The organism is Microbacterium sp. ABRD28 (assembly GCF_003850245.1).
Taxonomy (GTDB): Bacteria; Actinomycetota; Actinomycetes; order Actinomycetales; family Microbacteriaceae; genus Microbacterium.
Window position 1 is genome coordinate 2562179 of sequence record NZ_CP031015.1, and the last position, 15801, is coordinate 2577979.

The window sequence follows — 15801 nt, forward strand, 5'->3', positions numbered from 1 at the left end:
GGGTCAGTCGACCTCGTCGATGCTGCCGCCCACGCGCCCCTCATCCGCGCGATCGAGTGCGTCGATCGCCGCCATCTGATCGGTGGTCAGCTCGAAGTCGAACAGGTCGAAGTTCTCCTCCAGGCGCGAGCGGCGCACCGACTTCGGGAAGACGATGAAGCCGTGCTGGATGTGCCAGCGCAGCACCGCCTGCGCGGGCGTCTTGCCGTGCGCTGCGGCGGCATCGGCGACGGCCGGCAGCTCGAACAGGTCGTACTTGCCCTGCCCCAGCGGTCCCCACGACTCGATGCGGACGTCGTGCTGGGCGGCCCACCCGGTGATGTCGCGACGCTGGTAGGCCGGATGCAGCTCGATCTGGTTGATCGCCGGGGTCACACCCGTCGCCTCGATGACTTCCTCGAGGTGGCTGACGTGGAAGTTCGACACACCGATCGAGCGGGCCTTGCCGGCGTCACGGATCGCGACCAGCTTCTCCCACGCGTTGACGTAGGTGCCGCGCTTGGGCGCCGGCCAGTGGATGAGATAGAGATCGACCTGCTCGAGACCGAGCTTCGACAGGCTCTCGTCGATCGCCGCGTGCGGCGCGTCGCCGCCCTGCCTGTCGTTCCAGAGCTTCGTGGTGATGAAGAGCTCGTCACGCGGGATGCCCGACTTCGCGATCGCGGCGCCGACACCCTCCTCGTTGCGGTAGATCGCGGCGGTGTCGATGTGGCGGTACCCGATCTCGAGGGCCTCGCTCACCGCCCGCTCGGTGTCCTCCGGCGGGACCAGGAAGACGCCGTAGCCGAGCTGGGGGATCTCGTGTCCATCGTTGAGCTTCAGAGTGGGGATGGTCATTCCCTCAGCCTAGGATCTCCACCCCGGCCGCGGTCGCGTGTTGCGCCATCCCGCGCCACCCGCTACCCGGTTGTCCCGCGGTCGTACGATGGGGGGCTATGCCCACGACGCTCCCGGTGATCGCCTACCCGCCCGAGCTGCCCGTCAGCGCGGCTCGGGACGAGATCGCCGCCGCCATCCGCGACCACCAGGTGGTGATCGTCGCCGGGGCGACCGGGTCGGGCAAGACCACGCAGCTGCCGAAGATCTGCCTCGAGCTCGGGCGGGAGCGCATCGCACACACCCAACCCCGCCGCATCGCGGCGCGCTCGATCGCCGAGCGCATCGCCGAGGAGCTCGAGGTGCCCCTCGGCGGGGCGGTCGGGTACAAGGTCCGCTTCACCGACCAGGTCTCCGACGACACCCGTGTCGCCCTCATGACCGACGGGATCCTCCTCAACGAGATCCACCGCGACCGGCTCCTGCGCCGCTACGACACGATCATCGTGGACGAGGCCCACGAGCGGTCGCTGAACGTCGACTTCCTGATCGGCTACCTCACCCGCATCCTCCCCCGGCGTCCCGACCTCAAGGTCATCATCACCTCGGCCACGATCGACCCGCAGAGCTTCGCCGCCCACTTCGCCGACCGGTCGGGCACCCCGGCCCCGATCATCGAGGTCTCGGGTCGCACGTATCCGGTGGAGATCCGCTACCGCCCGCAGACGGAGGCGGCCGACGACGACATCGATGGACTGCTCGCGGCGCTGCGCGAACTCGATCGCGAGCAGGCCGGCGACGTCCTCGTCTTCCTGCCCGGAGAGGCCGAGATCCGTGACGCGATGGATGCCGTTCGCGGCATGTACGCAAAGGACGCCGCGCCGACCGAGGTCCTCCCCCTCTACGGCCGGCTCACCTCGGCCGAGCAGCATCGGGTGTTCGAGCGGTCGACGACGGCAGGGCTCCGCCGCCGCGTCATCCTCGCGACCAACGTCGCCGAGACGAGTCTGACCGTTCCCGGCATCCGGTACGTGGTCGACACCGGCACGGCGCGCATCTCGCGGTACAGCAACCGCAGCAAGATCCAGCGCCTTCCCATCGAGCCGGTCTCGCAGGCGTCCGCGCAGCAGCGCGCCGGCCGTGCGGGCCGCACCGCGCCGGGTATCGCGATCCGCCTCTACGGCGAAGACGACTTCACCGCGCGCCCGGAGTTCACCGAGCCCGAGATCCTCCGCACGAGCCTTGCCTCCGTGCTCCTGCAGATGCTCAGCCTCGGCTTCGGCGACGTGGCATCCTTCCCCTTCCTCACCCGACCCGACTCACGTGGGGTGAAGGCGGCGCTCGACCTCCTCACCGAGCTCGGCGCGGTCGACGCCGGCGAGCGGGGTCCCCGCCTCACCGAGGTCGGACGGCGGATCGCGCGACTGCCCATCGACCCGCGCTTCGCGCGCATGCTGATCGAGGCCGAGCGCACGAAGGTCCTCGGGCCGGTGCTGGCGATCGTCGCCGGCCTCTCCATCCAGGACGTGCGCGAGCGGCCGGAGGAGCGTCGTGAGGAGGCCGACCGCCTGCATGCCCGGTTCACCGATCCGACCAGCGACTTCCTGACCCTCCTGAATCTGTGGAATCACCTCCGCGAGCAGCAGGCGGAGCTCGGCTCGAGCGCCTTCCGGCGCCTCTGCCGCAGCGAGCATCTGAACTACGTCCGCGTGCGGGAATGGTTCGACGTGCACCGGCAGCTGGGTGCGCTGCTGGGCGTGAAAAGAGCGGATGCCACGGCCACGGCCGACCCCGATGACATCCACCGCGCGATCCTCTCGGGCCTGCTCTCGCAGATCGGCGTGCTCGATGAGCGGACCGCGACTCGTACCGGTGACCGCAACCGCGATCGGAAACGCCCGGAGCAGGGGCGCGCGGAGTATCGCGGCGCGCGGGGCACGCGTTTCGCGATGTTCCCAGGCTCGGGGCTGCGCAAGCGGCGTCCTGCGGCCGTCATGGCCGCCGAACTCGTCGAGACCTCGCGCCTGTTCGCACGCACCGTGGCCGAGATCGACCCGGCGTGGGCGGAGGCCCTCGCCGGCGACCTCGCCCATCGCAGCGTCAGCGAGCCCCACTGGTCCAAGAGCGCCGGAGCCGCGTCGGCGTACGAGAAGATCACGCTGTTCGGGGTGGAGATCATCCCGCGGCGGCGGGTGCAGCTCGCCCGATTCGATCGGCCCCTCGCCCGCGAGCTTTTCCTCCGCCACGCGCTGGTGGAGGGCGATGTCGATCTGTCGCATCTCGACAAGAGGTTGAGTGCCTTCGAGCGCCGCAACGCCGACCTCCGGCGGCGCCTGGAGAAGCTCGAGGAGCGCGAGCGCCGCCGCGACATCCTCGCCGGCGACGAGGCCGTGTACGCCTTCTACGACGCGCGCCTTCCCGTCGACGTCTTCGACGTGCGCTCGTTCGAGCGCTGGTGGAAGGACACCTCGGCCCGCACACCGCGCCTTCTCGACATGACCGAGGCCGATCTCCTCGACGACGCGACACGCGCCGACGAGCGGGACTTCCCCACCCGGTGGCGGCAGGGCGACCAGGTGCTCTCCCTCGCCTACCGGTTCGAGCCCGGGGCTCCCGACGACGGCGTCACCGTCGTCATCCCGCTGCCGCTGCTGGCACAGCTGCGGCCCGACGGCTTCGACTGGCAGGTCCCGGGGCTTCGCCCCGAGCTCATCGCCGGGCTCATCCGCTCCCTCCCCAAGGCCATCCGCCGCCATGTCGTCCCCGCCGCCGACTGGGCGGCGCGCCTGGGTGACGAACTCGACGGCCAGGGCCCCGAGTCCTCCGACGGGCTGCCGGCGACCACACTCGTGGCCGGACTCGCGCGGCTGATCCAGCGCGCCGCGAGCCAGCCCGTCACGACCTCGGACTTCGACCTCGAGCGCATCCCGGGCCACCTCCGGATGTCGTTCCGCGCCGTCGACGACCGCGGGCGGGCGCTCGGCAGCGACCGCGACCTCGAAGCGCTCCAGGACCGCCTTCGCGGACGTGCCCGCTCCTCGGTCGCCCGCACCCTGGAGCGTCCGACCGATCGAGTGGCCGCGGCGACGGCGCCGGCCGGCGCCACGCCCGCTGAACGCACCGGCATCACCACGTGGGACGTCGGCGACCTCGCCGCAGTCGTCGACACCCGCGTCGCCGGCGGGGTGGTGCGCGGCTACCCTGCCCTGGTCGACGAGCGGGACAGCGTGGCACTGCGGATCGAGTCCACTCCGGATGCCGCCGCGACGGCCTTGCGCGCAGGCGTGCGTCGTCTGCTGCTCCTCGCAGTGCCCTCGCCCGCGGCGTACATCCTCGATCACCTCACCGCGGCCGAGAAGCTCGCGCTCGCCGCGAGCCCCTACCCGTCGGCCCGGGCACTCATCGAGGATGCGCGCTCCACCCTCGCCGATGCGGTTCTGGACCGCGTGGCCGGCGCGGAGCCGGTGCGGACGGCCGCGGTCTTCGGCCGTGCCCGCGAGGAGTTCTCCCGCGCGAACGTCGACGAGCTGTTCGCCCTGGTCTCGCTGGCCGCGAAGATCCTCACCGCGGCTCGCGACGTGGAGCGGGCGGTGCGCGGTGTGACGTCCATGGCCCTCCTCGGCGCGCTCGGTGACATCAAGGCGCAGCTCGCGGGCCTCATCTTCCCGGGGTTCCTCTCGCGCACCGGCGCAGCACGGCTGACGCACCTCCCCCGCTATCTCCGCGCCGCCGCCGAGCGGGCGCACACCCTCGTCGACAACCCCGGCCGCGACCGTCAGCGGATGACGGAGTTCGAACGGGCCGCCGCGATGTTCGCCGAGGCGGGCGGGATCATCCCTCTTCCGGCGGAAGCGCCGCCTGCCCTCGTGCGCGCACGGTGGCTGCTCGAGGAGTATCGCGTGAGTCTCTTCGCCCAGCCCCTCGGCACCGCCGAACCGGTCTCGCTGCAGCGGATCCAGAAGGCGCTGCGGGAATAGCATCCACGCCCCGGGGCGTTCGTCAATCCGATCGACCACAAGCTGCGCTCAGGCCTCCGACCCTCGGCGCCGATCGCCGAGCCCCGGCGCATCGGGACCGACGGCGCCGGAGTGATCACGGCCGTCGGCCCCGACGTGGACGGCTTCCGCGTGGGCGACCCTGTCGTCGTGTTCGGCGCGACGGGGGCCTATGCCACCGACATCGCCGTCCCCGTCCGGTCGGCGCAGCCCCGGCCGGCATCCGTGACGGCGGCCGAGGGTGCGGCCCTGGGCATCCCCGTGGCGACGGCGTATCAAGCGCTGCGCTCGCTCGGTGTCCGCGACGGTGACACCCTTCTCGTCCACGCGGGATCCGGCGCCGTCGGTCAAGCGGCCATTCAGCTCGCGACCCTGTGGGGCGCGCGGGTCATCGCCACACTCGTCCGGGGTCGCGATACCGCCGGCTACGGCATCCGGGCCTTCTCCGGCGGCGCGCCCACCCCGCTCACCCCGCAGCAGCGGGCATGGCGCGCCGAGGCGATACCGGTGGCGCTCGCGCTCCTGGCCGCCGAAGCCTTCTCCGTCGAGCTCGGACCCTCCTTCGCGCTCGGGGACGCCGCTGCCGCGCACCGCGCCGTCGAGCAGGGCGCCGCGGGCAAGGTCATCCTGCTTCCGTGACGCCACCGCCCACCCCGGTACGCTCGAACCCATGACTGGACTTCGCTGGGGGATCCTCGCCACGGGGGGCATCGCGCATGCCTTCGCCACCGATCTGCGCACCGCCGAGCGCGACATCGTCGCCGTCGGGTCGCGGCGTCAGGAGGCGTCGCGATCGTTCGCCGCCGAGTTCGGCATCCCGCACGCGCACGCCTCCTACGAAGCGCTCGTCGCCGACCCCGATGTCGACATCCTCTACATCGCCACCCCCCACCCCTTCCACGCCGAGAACGCGATCCTCGCGCTCGAGCACGGCAAGCACGTCCTGGTCGAGAAGCCCTTCACCCTCAACGCCGCCGAGGCCGCATCGATCCGCGACGCGGCCCGAGCGCACGGGCTCCTGGCGATGGAAGCGATGTGGACGCGGTACCTCCCCCATATGATCCGCATCCGCGAGATCCTCGCCGCCGGCACGCTGGGCGAGATCCGCGCCGTCTTCGCCGACCACACCCAGAAGATCTCCGCCGACCCCTCGCACCGGCTGAACGCTCTCGACCTGGGTGGCGGCGCGCTGCTCGACCTCGGGATCTATCCCATCTCGTTCTTCTGGGACATCCTCGGCGCGCCGGCTTCGGTCACCGCACGGGCGCGACTGGCCGACACCGGCGCCGACGCCGACGTGTCGACGATCTTCACCCATGCCTCCGGCGCCATCTCGACGTCGATCACCTCGTCGCGTTCGGCCGGCCCCAACACCGCCCACATCATCGGGACCGAGGCTCGCATCGACATCGATCGCACCTGGTACACCCCCACGAGTTTCCGCGTCATCGGTCCCGACGGCACCGTGATCGAGGACTACGTCAGCGACATCGCCGGCCGCGGGATGCAGTTCCAGGCGCTGGCGGCTGAGGAGATCATCGCGCGCGGCGAGACCGACAGTCCCCTGCTCGGGATCGACGAGACCGTGGCGATCATGGGCACCCTCGACGACATCCGCACCCAGATCGGCGTGCGCTACCCCGGGGAGAAGTGATGGCCGATCAGAACGGCCGCGTCGCGGTCTATCTCGACTTCGACAACATCGTCATGTCCTGGTACGACCGGGTGCACGGGCGGAACTCCTACGCCCGTGACCGTCAGCGCATCGTCGCCGGCGACGGCGATGCCGAGATCACCGAGCGGCTGGCCGCGGCCATGATCGACGTCGGCGCGATCATCGACTACGCAGCGACCTTCGGCACCCTCGTCCTCACGCGCGCCTACGCCGACTGGTCGTCTCCGGTCAACGCGGTGTACCGTTCTCAGCTCGTCGCCCGCGCCGTCGACCTCGTTCAGCTCTTCCCGGCGGCGGCGTACGCCAAGAACGGCGCCGACATCCGTCTGGCGGTCGACGCGGTCGAGGACATGTTCCGCCTCGACGACCTCACTCACGTCGTCATCGTGGCGGGCGACTCCGACTACGTCCCGTTGGCTCAGCGATGCAAACGACTCGGACGCTTCGTCGTCGGCATCGGGGTGGCCGGGTCCACCGCCAAGTCCCTCGCCGCCGCGTGCGACCAATTCCATGCCTACGACGCCCTCCCGGGAATCCCCGCCCCGGCGGTGACCGAGAAGCCGGAAACCGCCCGCAGCCGGTCGCGGAAGAAGACCGTCGACCCCGGCGCCGAGCTCCTCCAGCGGGCGCTGCGGCTGGAGAGCGACCGCGAGGGCGAGGACTGGCAGCACGCGTCGGCGGTGAAGAGCCTCATCAAGCGTCTGGACCCGTCCTTCAGCGAGAAGGCCTACGGATTCCGCAGCTTCTCGGAGTTCGTCAAGGCCCACGCCGACGTCGCCGAGGTCGACGAGTCGGGCCACATCGTGCTCGTCCGCCTCGCGGGCGAGAAGACCTGACCCGCTACAGTGTGCATGTGATCCGCCGAGAGACGCCGCCGGGCTCGCAGTCGTCACTGCGTGAAGCCAACCGCGCGCGCCTGCTCGAGACGCTGAAGCGGCACGGGCGGATGACGCAGGTCGAGCTGGCCGGTATCACCGGGCTGTCCCCGGCGACGGTGTCGAACATCGTCAAGGAGCTCGTCGCGTCCGGGGTGCTGCACACCTCGATCACCTCGCGCAGCGGTCGCCGGGCGACCCTGGTCTCCCTCGCCCGCCAGTTGGGTCTGGTCGCCGGAGCGCACTTCAGCTCGCGTCAGCTGCACATCGCCATCTCGGATGTCACCCGCACCGTCGTGAGCCAGAGCTCGCTCCCCCTTCCCCTCGATCACCGGCACGATTCCGAGCTCGACCGTCTCGCGCTGCTCCTGGGCGACATGATGGATTCCCTCGGCGGTGCCGTCGACGATCTCCTCGCCGTGGGGCTCGCCCTTCCCGCCCCGATCGACCCGCGGACCGGCATGGTGAGCGCCGCCGGAATCCTCCGCGGCTGGGAGAACGTCGATATCGCGACATCCCTGACCGCCCGCATCCAGCGTCCGGTCCTCGTCGACAGCGAGGCCAATCTGGGGGCACTCGCCGAGGCCCGCGAAGGCGTGTCGAGGGACGTCGCGTCGTCGGTGTACCTCCGTGTGGGACACACGATCAGCGCGGGGATGGTCGTCGGCGGAGAGCTCTTCCGCGGTGTCAACGGCAAGGCCGGCCAGATCGGCCACGTCACGATCGACGAGAACGGGCCGATCTGCCGCTGCAGCAACCGCGGATGTCTCGAGACCTACGCCGGCGGGCCGGCCCTCCTCTCCCTCTTCCCGCCCGGGGAGGGGATGCGACGTCTCAGCGACCTCATCCAGGCCGCGGAGTCCGGCGACGGGAGCGCACGACGGGTGATCGCCGACGCCGGTCGGCACATCGGCATCGCTGCGGCGAGCCTGTGCAACCTCCTCGATCCCGGGCTGATCGTCGTCGGCGGCGAACTCGCCGAGGCCGGCGAGACCCTCATGGCACCGATGCGCCACTCGCTCGAGCGCACGGCGCTGGCCGCGGGCAACGGCCTGCCCGAGATCGTCGCGAGCTCGTTCGGAGAATGGACCGAGACCCGGGGAGCCATCGCGGCCGCGCTCGACGCCGTCGCCTTCGATCATGTGGCGGTCGACAGCGGAGTCGATCGCGCCACCGCGTGAGCGGCCGATGACCTCCGCTCTCCGCCGCGCCGCCGCGGCCCTCCTCGCGACGATGGTCGCGCTGGGATCAGCGGGCTGCGCGTCGCCGACGGAGGGCGAGGAGGGGACGATCGCGCTCCTGCTTCCCGACGCCAAGACCGCCCGATACGAGACCTTCGACCGCCCGTACTTCGAACAGCGTGTGGAAGAGCTCGGTGACTTCCGAGTGCTGTACTCCAATGCCGACCAGGATGCCGCCAAGCAGCAGCAGCAGGCGGAGGCCGCGCTCACCGGGGGCGCCGGGGTTCTGGTGCTCGACCCGGTCGACGCCAACGCCGCCGTCACGATCGTGCGGGAGGCCAATGCGCAGGGGGTTCCGGTGATCTCCTACGACCGACTCGTCGCGGGGGGCGATCTGGCTTACTATGTCTCGTTCGACAACGAGAAGGTGGGCCAGCTCCAGGCGGCCGCGCTCACCGAGGCCCTGGCCGGCGTTGAACCCGAGACGGAGCAGAGAGGCATCCTGATGGTGAACGGCTCGCCGACCGACAGCAATGCCGCGCTGTTCAAGTCCGGCGCCCTGGAGGTCATCGATGACGCCGGGCTGACCGTGCTGTCGTCCTTCGACACACCCGAATGGAGCCCCGACCTCGCGCAGGAGTGGGTCGCCGGGCAGCTCGCCCAGTTCGGTGATCGCATCGCCGCGGTCTATGCGGCCAACGACGCCACCGCCGGGGGCGCGGTGGCGGCGCTGCGCGCCGGCAACGTCACGCCGTTCCCGATCGTGACCGGCCAGGATGCCGAGCTGACCGCCATTCAGCGGATCCTCACCGGCGACCAGTACATGACGGTGTACAAGGCCATCCGCCCTCAGGCCGAGCGCGCCGCCGATGTAGCGGTCGCGCTGCTGCGCGGCGAGGAGGTCAGTGCACCTCTGGAGATCGAGGGGACGCCGACGACGCTCCTCGACCCGGTCGCGGTGACGGTCGACAACATCGCCGACACCGTGGTCGCCGACGGGTTCTGGACGATCGACGACATCTGCACCGCCGAGTACGCCGCAGCCTGCGAGCAGGCGGGACTGCGATGACCGGCGGCATGACGGCGCCCAAGCCCCGCCCCCGGGAGCGCGTGCTGACGATGCACGGCATCGGCAAGCGGTTCGGCGCCGTGCGCGCCCTCAGCGATGTGGACTTCTGGGTCGACGAGGGCGAGGTCGTCGCCCTCGTAGGCGACAACGGCGCCGGCAAGTCGACGCTGGTGAAGATCCTCGCCGGCGTGTACACCGCCGACGCCGGTGTGATCGAGTTCGACGGCGCACCCGTGCGCCTCAGCAGCCCCGCCGACGCGCAGGAGCTGGGAATCGCCACGATCTTCCAGGACCTCGCCCTGTGCGACAACCTCGATGTCGTCGCCAACCTGTGGCTCGGTCGAGAACTCGTCTCGGGACGACGCCTGAACGAGGTCGAGATGGAGCAGCGCACCTGGACGCTGCTGCGCGAGCTCGCCGCGAAGCTCCCCTCGGTGCGGGTGCCGGTCGCCTCGCTGTCGGGTGGTCAGCGCCAGACCGTCGCGATCGCCCGATCGCTGATCGGCGACCCGCGCGTGGTGATCCTCGACGAGCCGACGGCGGCACTCGGTGTGGCGCAGACCGCCGAAGTGCTGAACCTCATCGAGCGGTTGCGCGAACGCGGGCACGGCGTCATCCTGATCAGCCACAACATGGCCGACGTCATGGCCGTCGCCGACCGCGCGGTCGTCTTGCGCCTCGGCCGGAACAACGGCGAGTACGACGTCGCCGACATCACGACCGAGACCCTCATCGCCGCCATCACCGGGGCCACCGCCGACGCACCGGCGCGCCCCGCGCCGGCGCCCGAGCAGGCGACGCCCGGTCGCATCATCCCCCTGCCCACCGATCGCCCCCGCCGACGTCCGCGCACGCAGGACCTCGACGGATGACCGCCGCCGACACGTTCTCGCGCGTCGCCGCTCGCGTTCGGGAGGGCGACCTGGGTGCACTCCCCGTCATCGTCGGGGTGGTCGTCATCTGGTCGGTGTTCCAATCGCTGAATCCCTCGTTCCTCTCGAGCCAGAACCTCGTCAACCTCACGATGCAGTGCGCCGCCATCGGCACCATCGCGCTGGGAGTGGTGCTCGTCCTGCTCGTCGGTGAGATCGATCTCTCCGTCGGGTCGGTCTCCGGACTGGCCGCCGCGATCCTCGCCGTGACGTTCGTGCAGATGCAGTGGGATCTGATCCTCGCGATCGTCGCCGCCGTCGCTGCGGGGGCGGCGATCGGCGCCGGGTACGGACTGCTGCTGACCCGGTTCGCCCTGCCGAGCTTCGTCATCACCCTGGCGGGACTCCTGGGGTTCCTCGGCCTGCAGCTGTGGGTGCTCGGCGAGACCGGATCGATCAACCTGCCCTTCGACTCGTGGCTGGTGGTCTTCGCGCAGCAGCTGTTCCTTCCCGCCTGGCTCTCCTACGTGCTCGTCGGCCTCGCCGTCGCTGGCTACGCTCTCTCGCGCGTCCGCCGCGCCCAGCGGCGCGTGCAGGCGAACCTCGACAGCCAGAGCTACCGCGAGATCGCCGTGCGGACGATCATCCTCGGTGTCTTCCTCGCCGGTGCGACCTGGTACCTGAACCTCTCGCGCGGCGTCGGGGTGATGTTCCTGTTCTTCCTCGCCCTGGTCGTCGTCATCGACATCGTGCTGCAGCAGACGCGATGGGGCCGCGCGGTGTACGCCGTCGGCGGGTCGAAGGAGGCCGCGCGGCGCGCGGGGATCCGCGTCGGACGCATCTACGTCACGGTGTTCGCCCTGTGCTCCAGTCTCGCCGCCATCGGCGGCATCCTCGCTGCGGCCCGGCTCGCCGCGGTGAGCCAGAGTTCCGGCGGCGGGGACACGAACCTGAATGCGATCGCCGCCGCGGTCATCGGCGGGGCGAGCCTGTTCGGCGGACGCGGCACCGCGTATTCCGCACTCCTCGGCATCATCGTGATCCAGTCGATCTCCTCGGGCTTGACGCTGTTGACCCTGGACTCGTCGGTGCGCTACATGATCACCGGCCTCGTGCTCGTCATCGCCGTGATCATCGACTCCCTCTCACGACGGACCCGGGAGGCCACCGGGCGGTAGCTGCCTTCATGGACCGAACGCATGAGCGCCGTTGCGAAAGCGTTACGTTCACTACTTGACGCCAAGGGTGGCCACTCGGGATGATCAGTCTCGTGAGCGGCCCAATGGGGGCGTCGCGCTCACCATTCGACGATGAAAGGTGAACAATGAAGAAATCCTTCCTTTCGGCCGCGGCGGTGGCCGGCGCAGCCGTGATGCTGCTGGCGGGCTGTTCCAGCTCGACCGGCGGCGACAGCGGCGGTGGCGGTGGCGAGACCGGCGGCGGTGACGCCGCGGGCCGGGCCTGCGTCATCCTCCCCGACGCGGCATCCTCGCCCCGCTGGGAGAACTTCGACCGCAAGTACCTGCAGGAGGGCCTGGAGGCGGCCGGCTTCGAGGTCGACATCCAGAACGCGCAGGGCAACACCAACACCTACTCGACGATCGCCGACCAGCAGCTCACCCAGGGCTGCGGTGTCATGCTGCTCGTGGACTACCAGGGTGCGGCTGAGGCCGTCGCTGCGAACGCCACGGCTGAAGGCATCCCGGTGATCGCCTACGACCGTCCCTTCGAGGGCGCCGACTACTACGTCTCGTTCGACAACATGGAGGTCGGGCGTCTGCAGGGCCAGACGGTGCTCGACGGCCTCGAAGCCGCCGGCAAGGACCCCGCCACCGCGACCGTCGTCTACATGGGCGGAGACCCCACCGACGGCAATGCCGCGATGTTCAAGTCCGGCGCCGTGGAGGTCATGGAGGCCGCCGGCATCACCCCGGCTGCCGAGCCCCCGGGGGTCTGGGACCAGGCTGAGTCGCAGACCAACTTCGAGCAGGCCCTCACCTCGCTCGGCGGTCAGGTCGACGGCGTCTGGGCGGCCAACGACACCAACGCCGCCGGCGTCATCAAGGTGCTGCAGGACAACAACCTCGAAGGTGTCGCCGTCTCCGGTCAGGACGCCAACGTCGCGGGCCTGCAGAACATCCTCCTCGGCTGGCAGACCGCCACGGTCTACAAGCCGGTGAAGGATGAGGCCGACGCGGCCGTCGAGCTCGCCGTGGCGCTGCTCAACGGCGAAGAGGTCACCGCCGAGGCCGAGCTCGAAGACGGCACGCCCTACATCCAGGTCACGCCGGTCCTCGTCGGTCCGAACGAAGTCAAGGACGTCATCGCCGCCGGCGACGCCTCCTACGACGACGTCTGCACCCCCGACGTGATGGCCGCGTGCGAGGAGTTCGGCGTCACCGAGTGATGCCCCGCGCGTGACAGCGCGCCGAACCGGGGGCGCCACGGCACCGCGCCGTGGCGCCCCCGCCGCGCCCCTCCACCCGGTCGCAAGGAAGCGAGCATGACAGACACCATCCACACCCCCACCGCCCTGGAACCCATCATCGAACTCGTCGGGGTCAAGAAGTCCTTCGGCCCCGTCAGCGTCCTCAAGGGCGTGAATCTCAAGGTCTACCCCGGCAAGGTGACCGCTCTGGTCGGCGACAACGGCGCCGGCAAGTCCACCCTCATCAAGGGGCTCGCCGGTGTGCAGCCCTATGACGAGGGCGAGGTCCTCATCGACGGCCAGCATCGCGATCTCGTCGCCCCGCGGGACGCTTCGGGCCTCGGCATCGAAGTCGTCTACCAAGACCTCGCGCTGTGCGACAACCTCGACATCGTCCAGAACATGTTCCTCGGGCGCGAGGAGCTCACCTTCGGCATGTTCGACGAGGGGCGGATGGAGAAGGACGCCTCCGACACCCTGCGCTCCCTGTCGGTGCGCACCGTCAAATCCGTGCGCCAGAAGGTCTCCTCCCTGTCCGGTGGGCAGCGGCAGACCGTGGCCATCGCTCGTGCGGTCCTGAAGAAGGCCCGCGTGGTCATCCTCGACGAGCCGACGGCAGCGCTCGGGGTCGCCCAGACCGAACAGGTGCTGAACCTCGTTCAGCGCCTCGCGCAGCAGGGTGTCGCCGTCATCCTCATCAGCCACAACCTGGCCGATGTGTTCGCGGTGGCCGACGACATCGCCGTGCTCTACCTCGGTCAGATGGTGGCGCAGATCCCCACCGGTGAGACCACGCGTGACGACGTGGTCGGCTACATCACCGGTACCAAGACCAACGGGGTCGAGATCATCGACACCACCACCCTCAGCACGGGAGGAGCCGAATGAGCAGCAACGCGACCCGAACCGAGGCTGCACCCGACCCGGTGACCAGCGATCTCATCGGCAGCGGCGTCGAGGGCGGCCTGATGGACCAGGTGAGAGCCTGGCTCCAGCGCGTCCGCGGCGGCGACATGGGCGCGCTTCCCGCGATCGGCGGCCTCGTCGTCCTCGGCATCCTCTTCAGCGCACTCAGCCCCTTCTTCCTCACCGAGCGCAACTTCGCCAATCTCCTCAACCAGGCCGCAACCCTGGTGGTCCTCGGCATGGCGCTCGTCTTCGTGCTGCTGCTCGGCGAGATCGACCTGTCGGCCGGTGTGACCGGCGGCGTCGGCATGGCGCTGTTCGTCGTGCTCACGGCCCAGTTCGGCATTCCCTGGCCGCTGGCGCTCCTCATCGGATTCGCCTTCGGCTTCCTCACGGGCGCGTTCATCGGATTCTTCGTCGCGAGGGTGGGTATACCCTCGTTCGTGGTGACGCTGGGTCTGTTCCTGGGATTCCAGGGTCTCGCCCTGACGGTCATCGGACCCGGCGGCCTCTACCGCGTGGAAGTCCCCGAGCTCCTCGCCCTGCAGAACGGCAACCTGCCGGTGTGGGGAGGCTGGGTGATGCTGCTGGTCATGCTCCTCATCTCCGCCGCGACGAGCTTCTGGGACCGCAATCGGCGCACCCGGGCCGGCGTGCCCAACCGGGCGCTGTCGCTGGTGTGGATCAAGCTCGCCGCCATCGCCGTCATCGGCGGGGTCGTGGTGTACGTCCTCAACCAGAACCGCGGCCAGTCGGTCGTGGCGGTCGAGGGCGTGCCGATCATCGTCCCCGTCGTGCTGACGATCCTGTGGATCGGGACGCTGGTGCTCGACCGCACGAAGTTCGGCCGCTACATCTACGCCATCGGCGGCAACGCCGAGGCGGCACGTCGCTCGGGCGTGAAGGTGCGCTGGGTCAAGTGGTGGGCCTTCGTCATCTGCTCGAGTCTCGCCGTGGCCTCGGCCCTTCTCGCGGTGACCCGTGTCGGCTCGGTGGACGCCACGGTCGGTCGAGACATCGTGCTGAGCGGCGTCGCGGCGGCGGTCGTGGGTGGCGTCAGCCTCTTCGGCGGACGCGGGCGCCTGGTCCACGCGGCCATCGGTGCGCTCGTCATCGCCGTCATCACGAACGGCCTGGGGCTGCTGAACCTGCCCGCCGGCGTCAACCTGCTCGTCACCGGCGGTGTGCTGATCCTCGCCGCCACGGTCGATGCGCTCTCGCGCCTCCGGTCGGGAGGCATACGGATCTGACTGCGGGGTGAGTGCGCCCCGGCACGCGTCCGGGCGCACTCACCCCTTCGTCAGCACCTCCGACACCCACGCGGGCACCACCTGCGACGCGGGCCCGGCGCGGACCTCGTCGAAGGGAACAGCCGCGTCGCTCGGCACGAGGTTGAGCTCCACGGTGCGGGCACCCAGCGCCGAGGCGAAGGCCACGTATCCCGCGGCCGGGTAGACACTCCCCGAGGTCCCGATCGACACGAACACGTCCGCGGTGACGAGCGCCCGCTCGATCCGGTCGAGCTCGTAGGGCATCTCGCCGAACCACACGACGTCGGGGCGAAGCGCAGACGCTCCGCACCCCGGACACGCCGGTCGGCCCTCGAGGTCGTCGACGATGACCGACACCTCCCCGCACGCGGTGCACAACGCGTTCGCGAAGGTGCCGTGCATGTGCACCAGCCGCCTCGTGCCGGCGCGCTCGTGCAGGTCGTCGACGTTCTGCGTGACGACGAGCAGGTCATCGCCGATCGCCGCCTCCAGCTCGGTCAGGGCGCGATGGCCCGCATGAGGCAGAGCGGATGCCACGGCCCGCCGACGCGCGTCATAGAAGCGCAGCACGGTGTCGGGATCGCGCTCGAACGCCTCCGGCGTCGCGACGTCCTCCACCCGGTGCCCCTCCCACAGTCCGTCGGCATCGCGGAAGGTCGGCACACCGCTCTCGGCGGAGATCCCCGCACCGGTGAGGACGACGACGCGCACGG

The 15801-nt window shown here is 70.3% G+C and carries 13 protein-coding genes; 11 read left to right on the plus strand and 2 right to left on the minus strand.

Translation table 11 applies throughout. The features are described 5' to 3' along the window. Positions 1-3: 3 nt before the first annotated feature. The gene (locus DT073_RS12400; RefSeq protein WP_124293660.1) at positions 4-837 is read right to left on the minus strand and encodes an aldo/keto reductase; all 834 of its coding nucleotides are present in this window, start codon (positions 835-837) and stop codon (positions 4-6) included. 98 nt (positions 838-935) lie between these two features. Between DT073_RS12400 and hrpA the strand changes: the two genes are divergently transcribed. From hrpA to DT073_RS12455, 11 genes are all read left to right on the plus strand, one after another. Further along, positions 936-4793, plus strand: coding sequence for an ATP-dependent RNA helicase HrpA (gene hrpA, locus DT073_RS12405; RefSeq protein WP_124293661.1), 3858 nt, complete (start codon positions 936-938; stop codon positions 4791-4793). 30 nt (positions 4794-4823) lie between these two features. Further along, on the plus strand, positions 4824-5450 hold the full coding sequence (locus DT073_RS12410; protein ID WP_124293662.1) for a quinone oxidoreductase family protein: 627 nt from the start codon (positions 4824-4826) through the stop codon (positions 5448-5450). A gap of 31 nt (positions 5451-5481) precedes the next feature. Beyond that, positions 5482-6465 (plus strand): Gfo/Idh/MocA family protein, encoded by a 984-nt coding sequence (locus DT073_RS12415; protein ID WP_124293663.1) that lies wholly within the window; start codon positions 5482-5484, stop codon positions 6463-6465. Further along, the gene (locus tag DT073_RS12420; protein WP_124293664.1) at positions 6465-7322 is read left to right on the plus strand and encodes an NYN domain-containing protein; all 858 of its coding nucleotides are present in this window, start codon (positions 6465-6467) and stop codon (positions 7320-7322) included. Before DT073_RS12415 ends, DT073_RS12420 begins: the two co-directional genes overlap by 1 nt. A 17-nt stretch (positions 7323-7339) precedes the next feature. Continuing rightward, entirely contained in the window at positions 7340-8542 is a 1203-nt protein-coding gene (locus DT073_RS12425) for an ROK family transcriptional regulator (protein ID WP_240638605.1), read from the plus strand. A gap of 7 nt (positions 8543-8549) precedes the next feature. After that, entirely contained in the window at positions 8550-9611 is a 1062-nt protein-coding gene (locus DT073_RS12430; protein WP_124293666.1) for a sugar ABC transporter substrate-binding protein, read from the plus strand. An 8-nt stretch (positions 9612-9619) separates the two neighbouring features. Then, complete coding sequence (locus tag DT073_RS12435) at positions 9620-10483, plus strand: ATP-binding cassette domain-containing protein (RefSeq protein WP_124294515.1); 864 nt, start codon at positions 9620-9622, stop codon at positions 10481-10483. After that, positions 10480-11661 (plus strand): sugar ABC transporter permease, encoded by a 1182-nt coding sequence (locus tag DT073_RS12440; protein WP_124293667.1) that lies wholly within the window; start codon positions 10480-10482, stop codon positions 11659-11661. The genes DT073_RS12435 and DT073_RS12440 overlap by 4 nt, the downstream gene beginning before the upstream one ends. A 146-nt stretch (positions 11662-11807) precedes the next feature. Next, complete coding sequence (locus DT073_RS12445) at positions 11808-12890, plus strand: sugar ABC transporter substrate-binding protein (protein WP_124293668.1); 1083 nt, start codon at positions 11808-11810, stop codon at positions 12888-12890. Between the two features lie 96 nt (positions 12891-12986). After that, positions 12987-13799, plus strand: a complete 813-nt coding sequence (locus DT073_RS12450; RefSeq protein ID WP_124293669.1) for an ATP-binding cassette domain-containing protein — start codon at positions 12987-12989, stop codon at positions 13797-13799. Next, positions 13796-15067: a sugar ABC transporter permease gene (locus DT073_RS12455; RefSeq protein WP_124293670.1), complete on the plus strand. Its 1272-nt coding sequence runs from the start codon at positions 13796-13798 to the stop codon at positions 15065-15067. The genes DT073_RS12450 and DT073_RS12455 overlap by 4 nt, the downstream gene beginning before the upstream one ends. A 39-nt stretch (positions 15068-15106) precedes the next feature. On the opposite strand, the gene DT073_RS12460 is transcribed toward DT073_RS12455, so the two are convergent. Then, positions 15107-15799, minus strand: a complete 693-nt coding sequence (locus DT073_RS12460) for an NAD-dependent deacylase (protein WP_124293671.1) — start codon at positions 15797-15799, stop codon at positions 15107-15109. Positions 15800-15801 lie beyond the last annotated feature (2 nt).